Source organism: Cupriavidus taiwanensis, assembly GCF_900250115.1.
In the GTDB taxonomy this organism is placed as follows: domain Bacteria; phylum Pseudomonadota; class Gammaproteobacteria; order Burkholderiales; family Burkholderiaceae; genus Cupriavidus; species Cupriavidus taiwanensis_B.
This window is the reverse complement of the sequence record NZ_LT984804.1, coordinates 2,345,004-2,364,190: the sequence shown is the minus strand read 5'-3', so window position 1 is coordinate 2,364,190 and position 19,187 is coordinate 2,345,004. Positions and strand designations below refer to the sequence as shown.

Here is a 19,187-nt window from a genome sequence, read left to right as displayed (position 1 = left end):
CAATACGCAGAAGCTGTGCCAGCCGGACGATGAAGCAAATTTCCTTCAGGATCAAAGGCCTGGGACTGCAAGGCGGCTCTCCGCGCGAAAGTCACGCACCTGGATTGCGTGCATTTCACGCCATTGCGTGCGACACGCGCGGCTCAGCCCGAGGGCAATCCCAGCTTGCTCATCTGGTGCCGCAGCGCATGGCGGCTGAGTCCGAGCCGGCGCGCGGCCTCGGCGAGATTGCCGCCGCAGGCCGACACGGCCTGTTCGATCAACCCGGCCTGGAAGCGCGCGGTGGCGGCGTAGTAGTCCAGCGGCCCCGCTGGCGCCTCGCGTGCCGGCGGCGGGGCGGTCAGGGGCAGGGCGCTGGCCGGGGTCGCAGCGACGTCCAGCTCGCGCAGGATGCGCGCTGGCAGGTGTGCGGGCAATACGCAATTGCCGGTCTCGAGCAGGCAGATGCGCTCCAGCAGGTTCTCCAGTTCGCGCACATTGCCGGGCCAGCGGTAGGCCCGGAAAATGCGCTCGACTTCGGGGTCGATCCGCTCCATCCGGCTGCCGTACTGGCGGTTGTAGCGCTGCAGCGCATGGTGCGCCAGCAGCAGGATGTCGTCGCCGCGCTCGCGCAAGGGCGGGATATTGATCGAGATGACCTGCAGCCGGTAGTACAGGTCCTCGCGGAACTTGCCGGCATTCACTTCGCTGAGCAGGATCTTGTTGGTGGCGGCGATAAAGCGCACATCGACACTGATCGGCCGGATCGCGCCCACGCGGCGGAAGCGCCGGGTATCCAGCAGCGTCAGCAGCTTGGACTGCATCACCAGGTCCAGTTCGCGCACCTCATCCAGGAACACCGTGCCGCCATTGCCGGCCTCGACCAACCCTTCCTTCTTGCCCACCGCGCCGGTGAACGCGCCGCGTTCATGGCCGAACAACTCCGACTCCAGCAGCTGGCCCGGTATGGCCGCGCAATTGATGTCGATGAACTCTGCGTGCGCGCGGCTGGATTGCTGGTGCAGCATGCGCGCCACCAGGCTCTTGCCGGTGCCGGTCTCACCGTAAAGCAGGACGGTGCGCGCCTGGCTTCTTGCCACGCGTGCCACCAGGTCGCGCAAGGCGGCGACCGACGGATGGTTTCCGACGAGTTCCAGGGGGGCGGTCATGGCGAATGATTGATGGATCAGGGTGTGTGGCGAACCCATCCGGATCGCCTCGCACGCGCAAAATTCTAAACGAGCCGCCAGAGTGGGGCCGGGTGGTGGCGGTATCCGCCCGCACACCATTTGCGCGCACGCGGCCGGCGCATTCACTGAACTCTGAGATTAGCGCGATTTAAATCCGCCGCACGCTGCCGCAAGGTTCATGGATACCGCGCCGGTTTTCGTCTTCGCACGACTTACGGAATGCGCCAATTCTTTATATGCTGTAACCGGACGGCGTTGCGGTCTTGCACCGTGGGATGCATCCGCATGACGGCCCCGATCGGGCCATCCGCAATGGATTCCCCCGGATGGCAGGGAATCGCTGATGCCTTCTGTATTGGTCAACGTCGCTTGACCTCTTGCGTTCTTGTCCCATGGTCCTGGTGACCGAAGAAAAATAACAATGAACGAAGACATGACAACTGAACAGCCCGGCCGGGCCATCAGGCTGCTGGTGCTGGCGTACGTGCTGATGGGGTTGGCGTATCTCGCCTGGCGGATCGACACAATCAATCTTTCGGTCCCGCTGTTCTCCATTCCGCTCTATGCGGCGGAGGTCTACGGCTATCTCAGCGGCCTGCTCTTCGTGCTGATGACGTACCGGCTTTCGGTGCGCGCGCCGCCGCCGCCTGAGCCGGGCCTGGCCGTCGACGTCTACGTGCCGACCTATAACGAGTCGGTCGAGCTGATTCGCCGCACGCTGCTGGCGGTGATACGCATGGATTATCCGCATGCAACCTGGCTGCTTGACGATGGTCGTCGGGAATCGATGCGGGCGCTGGCGCAGGAACTGGGTTGCCGCTACCTGGCGCGTGGCGACAACGCCCACGCCAAGGCCGGCAACCTCAATCACGCGCTGCAGCACAGCAGCGGCGAATTCATCGCGATCTTCGACGCCGACCACGCGCCGCGCAAGGATTTCCTGGTCAAGACGCTGGGCTATTTCCGTGACGAGCGGGTTGCCTTCGTGCAGACCCCGCAGGATTTCTTCAACATCGATTCCTTCAACCACCGCCTGGGCAAGAAGCGGGTGTGGGACGAGCAGGCGTTGTTCTTCAAGGTGATCCAGCGCGGCAAGGATGCGCTCAATGCCGCGTTTTTCTGCGGCAGCTGTGCCGTGATCCGGCGCGCCGCGGTGGCACGGATCGGCGGCTTTGCGACCGAGACCGTGACCGAGGACGTGCACACCGCGATCCGCATGCACAAGCTCGGCTACCAGTCCGTGTACCATGCCGAGTCGCTGGCGTTCGGCCTTGCGCCGCACAGCATCGATACCTACCTGAAGCAGCGCATGCGCTGGGGCATGGGCTCGATGCAGGTATTCCGGCGCGAGAACATCCTGTTCGGGCGCGGGCTCACGCTCGGCCAGCGCCTCAATTACCTGGCCTCGGCATTGTTCTTCTTCGAGGGCTGGCAGAAGCTGGTTTTTTTCCTGACGCCGCCGGTGGTGTTCCTGACCGGCATGCTGCCGATCATCTCGCCGCTGAACACGTTCCTGCTGCTGTTCTGCCTGTATTACGTGCTTTCGATCCTGGTCCACCTGGAACTGGGGCGCGGCTACAACTCGCTGTTCCTGAGCGAGCAGTACGCCATGGCGCGGTTCTTCGCCTTCATGTCGACCAGTGTCGGCCTGTTCCGTAAAAATATCCCATTTGCGGTCACCGACAAGCAGATGTCGCAGACCGGCAAGATGTGGCTATGGCTGTCGCCGCTGCTGGTCCTGTGCGCGCTGGCCGCCGTCAGCGTGCCGGTCGGCCTGTATCGGATTTACACGGGCAGCCTCGCGCTTGGCGCCGGCCTGGTGACGCTGTTCTGGACGCTGATGACGTTGGGCTCCGCCATTGCCGTGGCCGCCTACGCGCGCAAGCACTCGCGCAATCGCCGCACGGAATACCGCTTTCCGCTGCGCGTGCCGACCACGCTGACCATCAACGACAAGAGCTATCTCGGGCTGACCGCTGACCTGTCACCGAACGGCGCGCTGTACCTGGGCGAAGCGATGCCGGGCCTGGCATTGGGCGACGTGGTGGGCGTTGCGGTGCATCTGCCCAACCTCATTGTCCGCGACACCGCTGTCGCCACCTTTGTCAAGGCGTCCCGGCCCGGCGTTTCCTACGCCATGTCGGTCGGCCTGCGCTTCAACTGGACCGCGGATGGCAACACCGGCGCGCTGGAAACGTTCCTGTTCGGCAGCCGGCTCCAGCTCGAGATGGGCGCGCTGCGCGAGACCGAGACGCCGCCGCTGACGCGTCTTGCCGAGGTACTCAGGCGTGACGAGGGCCGGACGTCGGCCGCGTATATCTGGGCCGCGGCGTTATTGATGCAGCCGTTGCGCGTCGGTATGCTGCCGGTTGCCATCGCCACCATCGAAGGCGCGGCGCCGCTGCTGTTCAGCAGCATCGAACTGGACCTCAACGCCGCCGCCACCCTGCGCCAAGCGCAGGCCGCCCACGCGGGCGCCACCCATGACCAGGCCATCCGGCTCACGCCCACGGGGCGGGTGACCACGCCGACCGGCGACTTCCACCTTTACAACATTGCACCGCATAGCGCGGCTTAACCCGGGAAAATCCATGATGGCGTACAGAGGCCAAGGCGCAGCGTGCCGACGGCTTGCGGCGACACTCCTCGGCGGCTTGCCGCTGGCCCTGCTGCTGGCCTCGTTGCCGGCGGCGGCGGGCCCCTTCCTGTTCGGTGGTGCCAGCTTTGCCGGCGGTGGCGAACGCAGCGAATACGCCGGCATCGCCGGCAACCTCACGCCGGTGCCGTTCCTGACGCAGAAGCTGGTGGTCAGCGATTACCACTACAAGTACGGTACGAACGGTACCACCGTGTCGGTAAACGGACAGGCCGCCGAGGCGGCGCTGGGCGTGCAGAAAGGCTGGGCCACCGGCTGGGCCGAGGCCTCGGTCGGGGCACGCTACCGCTACAACCGAGTATCGCCCCAGGGCGCGGACAATCGGTCCGACGGCGGCGAATGGGGTCTCGCGCTGACCCTGCTGGGGCAGCAGGAGTTTGCGCGGAACTGGGCAGTCAACGGCATCGCCAGCTACAACTTCGGACCCAGGGCCTACTGGGCGCGCGGCCGCCTGCTCTACAAGGTCTTCGGCGATGCCTGGGCCGGGGTGGAGTTCATCAAGCACGGCGATCCGTTCTACCATGCCACGCAAGGTGGCGTGGTCGTGACCGGCATTGCCATCGGCAAGGGCGTGAACCTGGGCTTCTTCGGCGGCGCCAAGAAGACAGCGGGCGAGCCGCGCGCCTTCTATGGCGGGCTGGAGCTGAGCAAGGCGTTCTGAGCGCACACCGGATGCGCCGTTGCGGATGCAAGCGGCTACCACGGGGCAGCAGACGAAGCTGGCCCGCGCGCTTGGGCAAGGCAAGCCCGGCGCCGGATCCTCAGGAGGTGACCTTCATCATCACGAGCCCGCTGACGATCAGTGCGGCGGCCAGGATTCTGGCGGCGCTGGCGGGCTCGCCCAGCACGAACAGTCCCACCAGGAACGCGCCCACGGCGCCGATGCCGGTCCAGATGGTGTAGGCCGTGCCGAGCGGCAGGCTCTTCATTGACAGGGACAGCAGGGCAAAGCTGGAAATCATGGCCACGATCGTGATGGCCGAGTAGCCCGGGCGGGTAAAGCCTTCGGACAGCTTCATGGAGTAGGCCCAGAGCACCTCGAGCACTCCGGCGATGACGAGAAATATCCAAGCCATGACGGCTCCCTGATCAAGAGCCGGGCCGTCCCGGACATTCATACCCAGTATGGGCGAGGCCGTCCTCGAAAGCGGAGCATTGTACCGGATCGCAGCCGTGCGCCGTGGCGAGGTGCACCATGGTATCGTCGGCATGTCATGGTCATGCCCGGCGGCAAAGATTCGGGGGAAATAATGAGGCTGGTGCTGTGGTTCGTCGCGATTGCCTTGCTCTTGCCGCGCCTGGCCCTGGCCAACGCATTCGGCAGCAAGGGCGGGCCGGAGCCTGCCAACCTCGGACAGATTGCGGCACGGTTGCGCGAGGATCCCTATGACCTGGAACTGCTGATCAGCTTCGGCACCTCCAAGGGCGGATCCGCCGGCCATATCGCACTGGCGCTGCGTGACGATGCGGCCGGCGACGACGTGGTGTATTCGGCCAATTTCTACGCTGATCGGGACCCCGCGCACGCAAGCGGCCGCTATACCACCGATCTGATGATCGCCATCCCCAGGCAGGAATATCTGTTCAAGACCGTATCCACGGTCGCCGAGACCGCATCGTTCGGGCTCGACTTCGGCGAGATCTACAAGCGCTCGGTCATCGGGGTGCGGGTCTATGGCGTGCCGGCGGCGCACAAGGCGGCGCTGGCCGCGTATTTCCGCCGCATCAACGACGACTATCACCAGCAACGCAGCAACACCGAATACCATCACGGCCCGATCCGCTACGACTACCTGCGCCTGAACTGCGCCAAGACCATAGGTGCCGCTTTCAAGTATGGCGCCGGCTACCGCAACCTTGAGGTGACCAGCGCGACGCTGTTTTCAGGACAGCGCCTGGTTGCGGCAGCCAACGCCAATATCCCGACCGAGATGGCGATGAAGCTGGTCCGGGAATGGGGCCAGCGCAACTACGGCATGGATGTGGTGCTGTACAAGAAGTATCGCGGCTCGACCTATGTCGATCCGCAAGAGGAAGAGCAGATCGCCTTCAAGGACCTGCCGGACCGCTTTCCGTCGGTGCTGTCGCTGGACTTCCGCCGCGAAGCCGGAGCCTACCAGGACTATGACAACCTGCTGGCGATGTACCTGCTGTTCAACCTCGGCAAGTACAGCGTGCGGGTCAACGAACAGACGCTGCTGCTCGAGATCGAGAAATCGAAGGAGGCGCTGCCCTATGCCGAGGCGCTGCAGGCCGCCGAGCGCGACGCCCGGGCCGACAGCGAAAAATTCCGGCGCCATATGGAATTTCGCCCGAGCGGCGAGGGCGTCAGCGAGGCGCCGGACAATACCCACCTTTACCACTTTACCGAGGATGCGGCGGAGAAGTTGGCGCGCTAGGATGCCGCCCACTCAGCCCAGCGACAATCCACCCTGCGCCAGCAACTGCCGGAACACCGCCAGGCGCGCATCGCCGGTTTCCGCCAGCCGGTCGCAAACATAAAGGTACTCGGACATATCGCTGTGTCCACGCAACGCATCCTTGCACTCCCGCTCCGAAATCTCCAGATGCACCCCGGTCAGCAGCGCGCGGCCCTTGCCGACCTGTGCGCTGACGATCGCGGGCGGGGTGCCGGCGATGCCTGCATAGACCGCCAGGACTTCGGTCCCGGGGCCGGGGGTGTCGGCGAAGTCGAAGCGGCAGCCGCCGTGGTAATGCGTGTACAGCGACAGCGGGACGTCGGTCAGCTTGTCGGTGGTCCGCAGCTCCACCGCGGCCGTGGTGCGCGGCGTGCCGTCGTAGAGCTTGCCTCCGGTCAGTTCCGGCAGCGAGCCGACGGCCACCGCGTCCACCAGGCGCAGTTCGCGCGGGCCGCAGATCGCGCCGCGGGTGCCGGCATGGAATGCCAGTTCGCGGCACGCGTAGTAGGCGCCCGCGCATATGCCCAGATAGACGCCGCCCCGCTCGACAAACTGCCGGATGCGAGCGTTCGGCGCGCCGTTGAGCAAGGCGCAATAGGGCAGGTCGGCGCCGCCCGGCATGACGAACATCACCGCGTCATCGAACAGCGTGGCGTCGTGCCGGATGTCGTTGGCCATCACCGCGCGGAGTTCGTATTCCCCGGCCGGAAGCTGATGGCCGATGGTCCGCATCAGGCATGCGGTCCAGTCCGACGCGCCGGCGTCGACATAGGTAAGGATCTGAGGCCTGGGCATCGCCGCATTCGTGTCTTGTCATCTCCGACTCTAGCCGTTCGGTAGCGAAAACGCCATGCCGTCATCCGGCTTGCCAGCAAGACAAAATCAACCTGCTATGCTGAAACAGCCGAAGCCGGCGCTGTCGGCGCAATCCCCGCATGCGGTCAATGCCGATTGCGCCGCGGCGGCACTGGCTCGATCCCGCAGCTACCGGGTAAAGGAAGGAGGCAGCCATGCGTATCCCGCCTGTTCTGTGCGGTCTTGTTGCGGCGGCGGCGCTTGGGGTTGCCGGTTGCGCAACGCCGGAGTCTGCCAAGCCTGCCACGTCGTCGTCGTTATACGACCGGCTTGGCGGCATGCAGGCGATTACCGCGGTGGTCGACGACTTTGTCGGCAACCTGGCAACCGACGAGCGCATCAAGGCAAAGTTTGCCAACGCCAATATGCCGCGGTTGAAGACGCGGCTGGTCGAACAGATCTGCGCGGGTTCGGGCGGGCCCTGCACCTATGCAGGACTTGATATGAAAACCGCCCATGCCGGCATGGCCATCACCAATGACGAGTTCGACGCGCTGGTGGACGACCTGGTGAAATCGCTCGACAAGTTCAAGGTGCCGGCGGGGGAGCAGAAGGAGCTGCTGGCTATTCTCGGGCCGATGCGCAAGGATGTCGTCTCGCGCTAGCCCGGTCGCGCCAGGCGCTCGGCGCTCTCGCACTCCCCGCGCGCGGCCGCCCGCCATGCCCCCGGGGCCAGCCCGAAGCGCCGCGTGAAGCTGCGCGTAAACGTGGTCTGGTCCGGGTAGCCTGACATCAGCGCGATCTCGGCCAGCGCCAGCCGGGAGTTGGACAGCCACTGCAGCGCGCGGTCCAGCCGCAGCCGGATGTGGTAGCGGTGCGGGGTATCGCCGAAGGCCTCGGCGAACAGCGTCTGGAAGCGCCGCGCGCTCCAGCCGAAATGCGCGGCCAGTTCCGGCACGCGCAGCGGCGCGGCCAGGTTGGCGCGCAGGTAGGCATCGACGGCCATGAGCGGAAAGACATCATGCTCGGCGGGCAGGCCGAGGCTGTCGGCCAGCGTCGCGGCCAGGGTTGCCGCAAGTTGCCAGTCTGCCTGCGGCGCCCGTGCCGCGAACGCCGTGCGCGCCGCCGCCAGGGCCCGCACCCGGTTGCCAAAGGCGCCGTCCAGCGCGAACACGCGCGGCCGCGCCATCAGCCGCGCGGGCAGCGCCACCGATTGCGCGGGGAAGTCCGCCACCAGCTGCAGGTTGCCCTGGTAGCCCAGGTAGTCGTGATGGCTGCCCGCCGGCACGATCAGGCCGGTGCGGTCGTCGACGCGGTAGAGATGGTCGTCGAGCTCCAGCTCGGAGACGCCGGCCAGGCCGAACAGCAACTGGTGGTAGCCGTGCTGGTGGCCCTGCGGCTGCGGGGTGTAGCGCCGGTGCTCGACCAGCGGGGCGGGCAGGGGTTCAGCGAGCTTCGGCATGCCGCATCCTGCCACGGGTCTGGCACAGCCAGACGCCGGCGCCTGCCACCGCCATGCCCAGCGCCTGCACCGCGCCGAGGCGCTCGCCGAACAGCAGCCAGGCCTGCAGTGCCGCGAGTGGCGGCGCCAGGAACATCAGCGCCGCGGCATTGGCGGCCTGGCCGCGCCGCACCAGGCTGACCAGCAGCCAGGTGCCAACGCCGGACAGGCCGATGGCGGCCCAGGCCAGCCCGGCCCACAGCGCCGGCCCGCCGTGCCAGTGCAGCGGCGCGCCGGCTGCCTGGGTCGCCACCATCGCGGCGGCGACCAGCATGGCGCCCAGGCTCTGCCACGCCGAGCTGGCGCGCAGGTCACAGGTGGCGATGGCAGTCTTCTGCAACAGGGTTCCCATGGTGATGGAGACAATGGCGACCAGGCCCAGCAGCACGATCCCCGGCGATACCGCGCCGGACGCGCCGTGCGCGCCGGCCCGCAGCGCGGGGGCGACCACCAGCGCAACACCGAGGGCACCCAGTGCCAGGCCATGCCAGCTCCGTCGGGAAGGTAGCTCTTTCAGCAGGGGGATGGCAAGCAGTGCGGTCAGCAACGGCTGCAGCGCGCCCAGCAGGGCCATGATCGCCGGTGGCAGGCCGCTGGCGACGGCGCCGTAGCCGGCGCACAGGTAGAGGCCCTGCAGCAGCGCGCCGGCCAGCAGGTGGCGCGGTGCCTCGCGCAGCGGTGGCCAGGCCGCGCGCGCGGCCAGCGACCACGCCACGAACATCACCCCGGCCACGGCAAAACGGGCCAGCAGGAACAGGCTGGTGTCGGCCAGCGGCACGATGGCCTTGCCGACGATAAAGCCGGTGGACCAGATCAGGACGAAGGCCACGGCGGGTAGCCAGGCGACAGTGGACAAGGGGCGCGACATGCAGGCGGGCGTTGCCGCTACGGGAGCGGGAAGGGCGGTAAAAACGCAAGGCTAGCGGGGCGCGGCGCCGCTGTCTTGGCAAATCCGGCAATCTCGCGCTGAAAGCATTGGTAACACTCGCCTGGCGTCGCCGCGTCAACCGGCGCGGGCTTGCCACGTAACATGGTAATGGGGATCGAACCGGACGAGGTGAACCACATGGATCCAGCGCAGCATCCGAGACCAACCGGCCGCGGGCGCCTGGCCGCCTGGCGCGCCGCCGCCGCGCTGGCGCTGGCCGCGGGCCTGGCGGGCTGTGCCCAGTTGCAGGCGGGGCCGGGCCATGGCGACGACCGTGGCGCCACGGCCGCCGCCGACCTGCGCTGGCTCAATACCGTCACCTATGGCGCCGACCAGGCTTCGCTGGATGCGCTGCGCCGGCTGGGGCGCAAGGACTTCCTCGCGCAACAACTGGCAATGCCGCTCGCCGATCCGCCGGAGCTGGCGGCCGCAATCGCCGCCTTGCCCAACCTGCGCGACGGCGCCGCGGCGCAGGTCCAGGCCGCGCGCGCGGCGCGCCAGCGCATCGATGCCTTGCCGGACGAGGCCAGCCGGCAGCAGGCCCGCCAGGCGCTCAACCTGCGGGGCCGCGAGATCGTCGCCGATGTGGCGCGGCGCCACCTGCTGCGCGCGCTGTATTCGCCGGCGCAGCTGCGCGAGCAGATGACGTGGTTCTGGATCAACCATTTCAATGTCTTTGCGGGCAAGGGCCAGGTCGGGCTGCTGCTGGCCGACTACGAAGAGCACGCCATCCGGCCCCACGCGCTGGGCCGTTTCCGCGACCTGCTGATGGCCACGGTGACCGCGCCGGCAATGCTGGTCTATCTCGACAACGCCCAGAGCAGCGTCAACCGCGTCAATGAGAACTACGCGCGCGAACTGATGGAGCTGCATACGCTGGGCGTCTCTGGCGGGCCCAGCGGCTCGCGCTATACCCAGCAGGACGTACAGGAGCTGGCGCGCGTGCTGACCGGCGTGGGCGTGAACCTGCGCGGCGCGCCGCCACCGAGGCTGGCGCCGGCGCGCGCGGGCCTGTACCGCAGTGACGGGCTGTTCGAGTTCAATCCCGCGCGCCACGACTTCGGCACCAAGACGCTGCTGGGCCAGCGCATCGAGCCGGCCGGTTTTGAGGAAGTGGTGCGGGCGGTCTCGATGCTGTCGCGCGAGCCGGCCACGGCGCGCTTTCTCAGCGCCAGGCTGGCGGCCCACTTCATCGCCGATCAACCGCCGCCCGCGCTGGTCGAGCGCATGGCGCAGACCTTCACGCGCACCGATGGCGATATCGCCGCGGTGCTGCGCACCATGTTGCTCGCGCCCGAGCTGGACCGGCAGGCGGGCGCGTCGCCGCGCAAGTTCAAGGATCCGATGGTCTATGTGGTGTCGTCGCTGCGGCTGGCATATGAAGGCCGGCAGGTGGCCAACCTGCGCCCGGTGATGAACTGGCTGAACCAGCTGGGCCAGCCGCTGTACGGCCACGTGGCGCCCGACGGCTACCCGTCGGCGGAAAGCGCCTGGGCCAGCTCGGGGCAGATGGTGCGGCGCTTCGAGATCGCGCGCGCGCTCGGCTCGGGGCCGGCGGGATTGTTCGCGGGCGATGGCACCACGCCGCGCGGCGCGCGCTTCCCGACGATCGGCAACAAGTTCTACTACGGCGCGATCGAAGCCACCCTTGGCCCCGCCACGCGCGCCGCGCTGGACCAGGCCGCGTCGCAGGCGGAATGGAACACCCTGCTGCTGGCTTCGCCCGAATGGATGCAGCGCTGAAGGCAACGGAGAGCACCATGGAACGCCGACAATGGCTCCGGACGATGGGTGGCGCAGCGCTCGGGCTGGCCCTGCCTGCCGTCGCTTCACGCGTCTACGCGCTGCCCGCGCAGGCCGACGCGCGCTTTCTGCTGGTATTCCTGCGCGGCGGCTATGACGCCGCGAGCGTGCTGGTGCCGGCCGGCAGCGACTTCTACTACGCGGCGCGGCCCAATATCGCCATCCGCCGCCCGCCCGCGCCGGGTGCCGACGCCGATCCCGGTGCCGCGGTAGCGCTGGCATCCGCTGTTGGCGCCGACAGCGCCGCGCGCGGCATCGGCGACTGGGCCCTGCACCCGGCCCTGGCCCCGACTTTGCTGCCGTTGTGGCAGCAGGGCCAGCTGGCCTTCGTGCCGTTCGCCGGCACGCACGACCTGTCGCGCAGCCACTTCGAGACCCAGGACGGCATCGAGGCTGGCCTGCCCGGCAATGACGATAGCCGCCAGGCAGTGGCCGCGCCGCGCGGCAGCGGCTTCCTCAACCGGCTGGCCCAGGCCATGGGCGGGCAGGCCGCGCCGGTGGCGTTCACCGACGGGCTGCCGCTGGTGCTGTCCGGCCCGCGCGACGTGCCCAATGTCTCGCTCAAGGGCGCCGGCCGCGCCCCCTTCGATGCGCGCCAGGCCGGGCTGCTGGCGCAGATGTATCGCGGCACGCGCTTCGAGTCACTGATCGACGAGGGTTTCGAGCTGCGCGAGACCGTCGCGCGCCAGGCCCAGGCGCAAGCGCCGGAGGGCGGCATGGCGGGTGCCGGCCCGGCCACCATGGCGTCGCGCCAGCAGGAGATGCAGGCCGCCAGCCGCCGCGCGCTCAGTGCCCGCGGCTTCGAGGTCGAGGCCCGGCGCATGGCCGGGCTGATGCGCGAGCGCTTCAACCTGGGTTTTATCGACGTGGGCGGCTGGGACACCCACGTCAACCAGGGCGCCGCGCAGGGCCAGCTGGCCGGGCTGCTCGACAACCTCGGCCGCGGTTTGTCGGCCTTTGCCGCGCAGATGGGGCCCGCATGGAGCCAGACCACCGTGGTGGTGCTGTCCGAATTCGGCCGCACCTTCCGCGAGAACGGCACGCGCGGCACCGACCACGGCCACGGCACGGTCTACTGGGTGCTGGGCGGCAGCGTGCGCGGTGGCCGCATCGCCGGCGAGCAGGTCCCGGTGGAGCCGGCCACCCTCAACCAGAATCGCGACTGGCCGGTGCGCAACGAGTATCGGGCGCTGCTGGGCGGGCTGTTCGGCAGGTTGTACGGGCTGGATGCGGAGCGGCTGGCGCGGGTGTTTCCGGGAGTGGCGGCGCGGGATATCGGCTTGGTATGAAGGCCGCGCCGGCAGGCAACAACGTGGTTCACTGGCTGCCGCTGGCCGGCGTGATGATGGTGGGCGCGAGCGGCCGGATGGGCTCGGTGGGCGGCGGCGCCTGCGGCGGTGTGCGCGAGGGGGGCGCCGGCGGCACCGCCGCGGAAGCCGGTTCATTCGACGGGAACGGCGCAGCCGGCGCGCTGCCCGCGCCAGGGTCTGGCGCGGGCACTGCCATCACCGTCTCCCCCCGGTCCAGCGCCAGGCTGGAATCATCCTGGCCAAGCTCCGCCGCTGCGGCCGACGCCGCGCCTGCCGGCGGCGCGACCTCGGCTTCCTGCGCCGGCAAGGCCGGGCGGCGCGGCGCCGGACGCGGGGCCGGGGTCTCGCTGGCCTTGTCGCGCGTGAACAGCTGGCTGAACCAGCCGCGCAGCTGCGTGCCCAGTGATGCGAATACGTGCGTTTCCTCGTGCTCGGCAAAGCGCGCGCGGCCGTCGATGATGCGGGCGCGCAGGGCACGCTGGTAGAAGTCGCCCACCATCGGCAATGCGCTGTGCGCGCCCTGGCCCCAGTAGTCGCTGCGCAGCGTGATGCGGCTGTCGTTGAAGCCGACCCAGGCGCCCGCCACCAGTTCCGGATGCATCAGGATGAACCAGCCGTCGGCATTGTCCTGGGTGGTGCCGGTCTTGCCGGCGACGTCGGCGCGGATGCCGAAGCGCGAGCGGATGCCGGCGCCGGTGCCGCGGTCGATCACGTCGCGCATGACGTCGAGCAGGGTTTGCGTGGCCGCCGCGGGCAACGCATGCTCGGCCCGCGTCGGGCGGAACACCTGCAGCACATTGCCGTTGCGGTCTTCGATGCGCGTCACCATGGTCGGCGCGATGTAGTCGCCGGCATTGGCGATGGTGCCGTAGGCGGCCACCATTTCCTTCAGCGTGACCGGGCTGGTGCCCAGCGCCAGCGACGGCACCACGTCGAGCTGGCTGTCGCGCACGCCCATGTCGCGCGCCAGTCGTGCCACGCGCTCGGGGCCCACTTCCTGCATCAGCTGCGCGGTGATGGTGTTGCGCGAATAGACCAGGCCGTCGCGCAGCGTCATGGCGCGGCCGGTGGGGCGGCCTTCGTCGCTGGGCCGCCAGATCTCGCCGCCGGCCAGCTCGATTTCCACCGGCTGGTCCACCAGCGTGTCGTCGGGCGTCTTGCCTTCTTCGAAGGCCGCGCCGTAGACAAAGGGCTTGAAGGTCGAGCCCGGCTGGCGGCGCGCCTGCTGCACGTGGTCAAATGCGTCCTGGGTGTAGTCGCGGCTGCCGACCCAGGCGCGGATCTCGCCGTTGCGCGGGTCGAGCGCCAGGAAGCCGGCCTGGATCCGGGTCTTGTTCTGGTGCAGCGTGCGCAGGAACGCGCCATCGGACATCAGCTGGCGCAGCGCCTCGTCCGGCGCGGTGCCGGCGGCGACGGCGGCACGGTACTCCGGCGTCTCGCGCACGAAGGCCTGCACCAGCGGCTTGTTGGCGGCCCAGCCCGCGCGCGGGGCCCAGGCGGCGTTGGCAACCGCCTGCAGGCGGTTGCCCTGCTGCACCACGGCCTGCGTAGCCATGGCCTGCAGGCGCGCGTCGATGGTGGTGTGCACCACCAGGCCATCGGCGTAGATATCGTAGCCGTTGCGGTCGGCCCAGCCGATCAGCCATTTGCGCAGCTGCTGCGCAAAGTGCGGAGCCGGGCCGGGCGGCTCGGTCTGGCGTTCGAAATCGATGCGCAGCGGCCGCTTCTTCAGCTGCTCGTAGCGCGCCGCGTCCAGCTTGCCGCGCTTGACCATCTGCCCCAGCACGGTATTGCGCCGGTCCAGCGCGCGCTCGGGATTGAGCACCGGGTTGTAGTAGCTGTTGCCCTTGAGCATGCCGATCAGCGTGGCGCTCTGCAGCACGTCGAGCGAGCGGGCGGGGCGGTCGAAGTAGGTGCGCGCCGCCATCTCGATGCCGAAGGCGTTGTACAGGAACGGCACCGTGTTGAGATAGGTCTCGAGGATCTCCTCCTTGGTGTAGAGCGCCTCGATCTTCAGCGCGGTGATCGCTTCCTTGAGCTTGCGCGTCAGCGTGGGCGCGCGCCCGATCTCGTCGGGATAGAGATTGCGCGCCAGTTGCTGGGTGATGGTGGAGCCGCCCTGGCGGTCGCCGGAAAACGTATGCAGCGCGGCCGAGGCGAGGCGGCGCCAGTCCAGCCCGTGGTGCTGGTAGAAGCGGTGGTCCTCGGTGGAGATCAGCGCGGCCACCACGTTGGGAGAGATCTGCTTGAGCGGGACCCAGTCGCGGTTGGCCCACTTGAACACCGCCAGTTCCTTGCCGTCGGCGGACAGCACCTGCGCCGGCTGCTCGGACTTCGCCTTGCGGATATCGCTGATGCCCGGCGTGAACGGAATCAGCACCAGCACATAGAGCAGCAACGCCCCCGGGATCGCGGCCAGGCCGGCCAGCAGGCCGCGCCGGGTCGGTCGCAGCGTGCCGGGCCGGGTCAGGCCGGCGCGCGCGGTGCGCGCAGCAAGTCGGGACAGGCCTTGTCGGACCGGGGCAGGCAGTGAAGCCGGGAACGAGGCAAGCAGCTGGGCAAGCCGGGTCTTGATCTCAGCCAGCTTCATGAGGCGAAGCGGTCGAGGCACAGGCGCGGGGCGGCACGGAACACTGGCATTACCGTCGTCGGAAAAGCCTGCATCCTACCAAAACGTTACCGCTAGTCACAGGGAAAACCCCCACCCCGGCGCGATGCGCCACTTTCCGCTGAGAAGCATGGGTCACAAAGCGTTCATATTGCGCCGCCACAATGCCGAGGCCGCCACTCGTGCGGACGATGCACCGTCGCCGGGTTGCCCGGCCGGGCCGGATCGCCATGGCTCTCCATGGCGAGCGGGGCCCTGGGTCCGGTGCGGTGTCGTGCCTCAAACAGAACACAGAGAAACTACAGTGAAGAAAGCTCTCCTTGCATTGACGGCAGCAGTGGCCGCGTCGGCCGCATCCGGGGTGGCGTCGGCCCAGTCGATGTCCAATGTGACGCTGTACGGCATCGTCGATGCCGGCGTCGAAGTGATCAGCAACGTGCCGGGCAGCGGCGGCGCCGAGGGCACGGCCGTGCGCCTGAACTCGGGCAACCTGTCCGGCTCGCGGTGGGGCGTGCGTGGCACCGAAGACCTGGGCGGCGGCCTGAAGGGCATCTTCGTGCTGGAAAGCGGCTTCGACGTCGACACCGGCACTTCGGGCCAGGGCAACCGCCTGTTCGGCCGCCAGGCCTACGTCGGCCTGCAGGGCGGCTGGGGCGCGGTCACGCTGGGCCGCCAGCAGAACGCGCTGTACGACCTGTTCGGCGCCTTCGACCCGATGGGCGTGGGCCCGCGCTACTCGCTCAACAGCGTCGACTCGGCCTTCAACGGCCGTGCCGACAACGCCATCAAGTACACCGGCAAGTTCGGCGGCCTGACCGCCACCGGCTTCTACAGCTTCGGCCGCGATAACAACGAAGTCCCGGGCGAGACCAAGGTCGGGCGGAATTTCGGCGGCGGCCTGTCGTATGCGGCGGGCGGCTTCTCGGTCGGCGCGGCCTACGACCAGTTCCAGGGCGGCACGGTGGCGCTGCAGGACCGCGCCGCCAAGCGCGCGGCGCTGGGCGCGGCCTACGCCTTCGGCGGCGCCAAGGTGTTCGCCGGCTACCGCTGGCTGCGCGACGACGGCGTGTCCGGCGCCACCGCCGCCGCGACCCGCAGCAATGTCTACTGGGCCGGCGCGCAGTACCGGTTCACCCCGGCGCTCCTGCTGACCGGGGCGGCGTACTACAACGACACCCGCAACAGCGACGCGGATCCGTGGATGTTCGTGCTGTCGGCGGACTACTCGCTGTCCAAGCGCACCGACGTGTACCTGAACGTGGGCTACTCGAAGAACAAGTCGGGCTCGGCGCTGGGCCTAAACGGCGTGGGCACCGTGGTTGCCGGCGAGAACCAGACCGGCGCCACCGTCGGCCTGCGTCACCGCTTCTGAGTATTGCCGCCTGATGCCCGCCCGGCAGGCCCCCATGCCTGCACGGGCGGTTGCCTGACTTTCATATCGACGCCTGCGGCTGGTCTTGCGGGGTTCGTTGGGCCGGTTGTCTGGATCGGCCCTTTTTTCCTTTGGCCGGGTGCATCCAATCGGCGCCATCGCTCCCCGCCGCGATCTGCACGCCGTCCCTACCGATACCCCGCCGCGCCGATAAACTGCCCGAACCGCTCGCACCAGATCACCACCGCCGCGTACCGGGAGGGATCCACCCCGGCCGGCAAAGCCACGGTGAAAATTGCCGAAGGTCTTCAGTTCGCCCACCTGCAGGGACTGGTCCTTGATCCGCAGGAAGGCTTCCTTGTTGTCGACGAACGCCGGCGCCAGGTAGATCCGGTAATCCGGTCCCGGTGCCACGCTGCCTTCGAAGGCGAGCGCGCTGGCCGAGACATGGAGCCGGCCGCTGGCCCAGTGCAGCGCGTCGCTGCCGGCCAGGTCCTTGCGGAAGGTGCCGGCATAGCGCGCCTGTTGCGATATCGCCTGCACCTGCCCGGCGCTGGCGCCAGGCTGCGCCGTCAGGATCGGCAGTACATAGATGCCCGCGGCAAAGCCGGCGGCGAGCATGGCGAGGTGGGTCAGGACGAGGATGGCGGGCCGGGCGGTCATGTGTGGCTCCAGCAGGCACGAAGATGCCGGTATGTCGGCGCTGGCGCCCGAACCTGACAGTGCCATGGCAGGTTGGCGGCCTTGGCATTCGCAACGGTTTCACCAATCCAACACATGGAAGTGGTTATGATCTGGTAGTTGCCCTGTCGAGAAGCTGCCTATGACTCTCCACGTCACGATCCGCACCATCCGTACCGGCACGATGCAATCCGCGCGCTACCAGGCGCGCGTCTACCTGACCACCGATGCCGAGGCCCTGCCATTGCTGGCAACGGATTGGAGCGAGCGCGAGGCCGAAGCCTTCCGTACCGCACAGTTCTGGGCGCAGCGCCACGCTTATGTGGTGTCTAATCCACGCGCAGGAACGTTCTACGGCGTTTCGGGCCGGCGTTGAGGCCGGCCCCGCGTATCCTTTACCTGACCTGCGTCCCGGACGCGGCCGGCGGCGGGACAGGCCTTGCCGAGCCCGGCGCGGCGCCGGCCGGGCCCATGGCGTCGAGCGCCTTGGCCGCCGCCAGATGCTGCGGAATCATCAGGCCCTGGCGCGCCGTGGCCACGGCGATCTGTCCGCCCTGGGCACTGCCGCGCGCCACCAGGTCGCGCCCGTTGCGGTAGACCAGCCGCGTCAGGTCGGCCACTTCGGCGTCGGACAGGTCCGGTCCGGTCACCAGGACGGCCGCGGTGGCGATGGTGCGCACCGGTGCGCTCAGGCCGGGATAGGTGCCGGGCGCAATCGCTGCGCGGAAGTAGCCGGCCTTCTGCCCCACCAGCGCGGCGATGGCCTTTTCGTCCAGCGGCAGCAGCCGTAGCGGCATTTCCGCGAGCGCATCGCGGATGCTGTCGGCGGGCACGCCGATCACCTGGATCACGGCGTCGACCTGGTTCTGGCGCAGCGCCACCAGGCCGGTGCCCAGCCCCACTTCCTCGGCCTTGAAGTCCTTGTCCGCCAGCCCGTGCGCGGCCAGCACCCGCAGCGCGGTGCCGCGCGAGGCCGAGCCGCGCTCGCCCACCGCGATGCGCTTGCCACGCAGGTCGGACACCGAGCGCGCGGGATCGCCGTCGCGCACCAGCACGTGCACGGGCTCCGGATAGAGGCTGCCGATGGCGCGCAGCGAGGCCTGCGGGCCGTCCTCGGCGAAGGCGTGCTTGCCCTCGTAGGCGTCCAGCGCGGCATCGCCCTGTGCCAGCGCCACCGAGACCTTGCCCGCGCGCAGCAGGCGCAGGTTCTCTTCGCCGCCGTGCGTGACCAGCGGTATCGCGCGCACGCGCGTGCCGGCCACCAGCGCCTGCGCAAAGCGCAGGTACTGCCCATGCTCGGCGCCGGCGGCAATGGCATAGCCTTCGTTGATGCGCGCCAGCCGCGCGCGGATATTGGCGTGCGCGGTGGTCAGTTCCTGCTCGATCACCGCGCGCTGCGCCGGCGAGGCATCCTTCTGCACCGAGTCGATCACCTTGCGCATCGCGTCGAGGATCGCCGCCGGGCCGCTTTGCGCATTGGTGGCGACCGCCGGGGCTTCGGCGGGACGGTAGCCGGCCGGCAGCACGCCGACCCAGCGTTCGCCGTCGCGCCGGTACAGCGCGGTGCCGTGGGCGCGGATGATGTCGCCGGCCTTGTTGCCGCCGCTGGTGATGCCGGTGATGCCGCGCGGGCCCGCGCCCAGCGCCGACACCAGCCCGGCCACGCCGGGCGAATCCCAGGCGCCGAAGTCATAGTCGCGCAGCAGCTTGAGCTGCGCATCGAAATAGAGGATGCGGCGGGTCTCGCCGGCCGGGGCCTTGGTGTCGGCCTGCGAGCCGCGGCGCTCCAGCGCCACCACCTCCACCGTGCCCGGCGGCAGCGCCAGCGCCAGCCGTTCGTTGACGCCGGCGCGGATGCCATCGGCGGCGGGGCCGCCGCCGCATCCCGCCAGCCAGGCGCTGGCCAGGACGGCGAACAGCAGGGTCAGCAGGGCGCGGCGCATG

Annotated in this window: 15 protein-coding genes and 1 pseudogene; 8 read left to right on the top strand and 8 right to left on the bottom strand. The window is 68.8% G+C overall.

Annotated elements, in window-relative coordinates:
• Positions 1-143 precede the first annotated feature (143 nt).
• On the bottom strand, positions 144-1,148 hold the full coding sequence (locus tag CBM2586_RS27210) for a sigma-54 interaction domain-containing protein (RefSeq protein WP_115691514.1): 1,005 nt from the start codon (positions 1,146-1,148) through the stop codon (positions 144-146).
• Positions 1,149-1,602: 454 nt separating this feature from the next.
• Between CBM2586_RS27210 and CBM2586_RS27205 the strand changes: the two genes are divergently transcribed.
• Complete coding sequence (locus tag CBM2586_RS27205) at positions 1,603-3,747, top strand: glycosyltransferase (protein WP_115691512.1); 2,145 nt, start codon at positions 1,603-1,605, stop codon at positions 3,745-3,747.
• A gap of 16 nt (positions 3,748-3,763) precedes the next feature.
• Entirely contained in the window at positions 3,764-4,486 is a 723-nt protein-coding gene (gene bcsS / locus CBM2586_RS27200) for a cellulose biosynthesis protein BcsS (protein WP_115691510.1), read from the top strand.
• Between the two features lie 100 nt (positions 4,487-4,586).
• Here bcsS and CBM2586_RS27195 read toward each other — a convergent pair whose 3' ends face one another.
• Positions 4,587-4,901, bottom strand: a complete 315-nt coding sequence (locus tag CBM2586_RS27195) for a DMT family transporter (protein WP_115690947.1) — start codon at positions 4,899-4,901, stop codon at positions 4,587-4,589.
• A gap of 174 nt (positions 4,902-5,075) precedes the next feature.
• On the opposite strand from CBM2586_RS27195, the gene CBM2586_RS27190 reads away from it, so the two are divergent.
• Entirely contained in the window at positions 5,076-6,224 is a 1,149-nt protein-coding gene (locus tag CBM2586_RS27190) for a hypothetical protein (protein ID WP_115690945.1), read from the top strand.
• 12 nt (positions 6,225-6,236) lie between these two features.
• Here the strand turns inward: CBM2586_RS27190 and CBM2586_RS27185 are convergent, their stop codons facing one another.
• Positions 6,237-7,040: a BPL-N domain-containing protein gene (locus tag CBM2586_RS27185; RefSeq protein WP_115666226.1), complete on the bottom strand. Its 804-nt coding sequence runs from the start codon at positions 7,038-7,040 to the stop codon at positions 6,237-6,239.
• Between the two features lie 215 nt (positions 7,041-7,255).
• Here CBM2586_RS27185 and CBM2586_RS27180 point away from each other — a divergent pair, with 215 nt between their 5' ends.
• Positions 7,256-7,705 (top strand): group I truncated hemoglobin, encoded by a 450-nt coding sequence (locus CBM2586_RS27180; RefSeq protein WP_115690943.1) that lies wholly within the window; start codon positions 7,256-7,258, stop codon positions 7,703-7,705.
• Here the strand turns inward: CBM2586_RS27180 and CBM2586_RS27175 are convergent.
• Together CBM2586_RS27175 and CBM2586_RS27170 are read right to left on the bottom strand one after the other, a co-directional pair.
• Positions 7,702-8,502: an AraC family transcriptional regulator gene (locus tag CBM2586_RS27175; RefSeq protein ID WP_115690941.1), complete on the bottom strand. Its 801-nt coding sequence runs from the start codon at positions 8,500-8,502 to the stop codon at positions 7,702-7,704. The two genes, CBM2586_RS27180 and CBM2586_RS27175, sit on opposite strands and share 4 nt — an antisense overlap.
• Positions 8,486-9,409 carry a DMT family transporter gene (locus CBM2586_RS27170; protein ID WP_115690939.1) on the bottom strand — a complete coding sequence of 308 codons (924 nt, stop codon included), beginning with the start codon at positions 9,407-9,409 and terminating at the stop codon, positions 8,486-8,488. The genes CBM2586_RS27175 and CBM2586_RS27170 overlap by 17 nt, the downstream gene beginning before the upstream one ends.
• A 198-nt stretch (positions 9,410-9,607) precedes the next feature.
• On the opposite strand from CBM2586_RS27170, the gene CBM2586_RS27165 reads away from it, so the two are divergent.
• Both CBM2586_RS27165 and CBM2586_RS27160 read left to right on the top strand, forming a co-directional pair.
• Positions 9,608-11,212 (top strand): DUF1800 domain-containing protein, encoded by a 1,605-nt coding sequence (locus CBM2586_RS27165; RefSeq protein ID WP_115691508.1) that lies wholly within the window; start codon positions 9,608-9,610, stop codon positions 11,210-11,212.
• Between the two features lie 17 nt (positions 11,213-11,229).
• On the top strand, positions 11,230-12,561 hold the full coding sequence (locus tag CBM2586_RS27160) for a DUF1501 domain-containing protein (protein WP_115666561.1): 1,332 nt from the start codon (positions 11,230-11,232) through the stop codon (positions 12,559-12,561).
• Between the two features lie 28 nt (positions 12,562-12,589).
• On the opposite strand, the gene CBM2586_RS27155 is transcribed toward CBM2586_RS27160, so the two are convergent.
• Positions 12,590-15,172 carry a penicillin-binding protein 1A gene (locus CBM2586_RS27155; protein WP_115690937.1) on the bottom strand — a complete coding sequence of 861 codons (2,583 nt, stop codon included), beginning with the start codon at positions 15,170-15,172 and terminating at the stop codon, positions 12,590-12,592.
• 322 nt (positions 15,173-15,494) lie between these two features.
• Between CBM2586_RS27155 and CBM2586_RS27150 the strand changes: the two genes are divergently transcribed.
• On the top strand, positions 15,495-16,562 hold the full coding sequence (locus CBM2586_RS27150; protein WP_115690934.1) for a porin: 1,068 nt from the start codon (positions 15,495-15,497) through the stop codon (positions 16,560-16,562).
• Between the two features lie 188 nt (positions 16,563-16,750).
• Here CBM2586_RS27150 and CBM2586_RS27145 read toward each other — a convergent pair.
• A pseudogene (locus tag CBM2586_RS27145) lies at positions 16,751-17,225 on the bottom strand (DM13 domain-containing protein).
• A gap of 160 nt (positions 17,226-17,385) precedes the next feature.
• Here CBM2586_RS27145 and CBM2586_RS27140 point away from each other — a divergent pair.
• Positions 17,386-17,619 carry a hypothetical protein gene (locus tag CBM2586_RS27140; RefSeq protein WP_062803537.1) on the top strand — a complete coding sequence of 78 codons (234 nt, stop codon included), beginning with the start codon at positions 17,386-17,388 and terminating at the stop codon, positions 17,617-17,619.
• A gap of 19 nt (positions 17,620-17,638) precedes the next feature.
• On the opposite strand, the gene CBM2586_RS27135 is transcribed toward CBM2586_RS27140, so the two are convergent.
• Entirely contained in the window at positions 17,639-19,186 is a 1,548-nt protein-coding gene (locus CBM2586_RS27135; RefSeq protein WP_115690932.1) for a TAXI family TRAP transporter solute-binding subunit, read from the bottom strand.
• Between the last annotated feature and the right edge of the window lies 1 nt (position 19,187).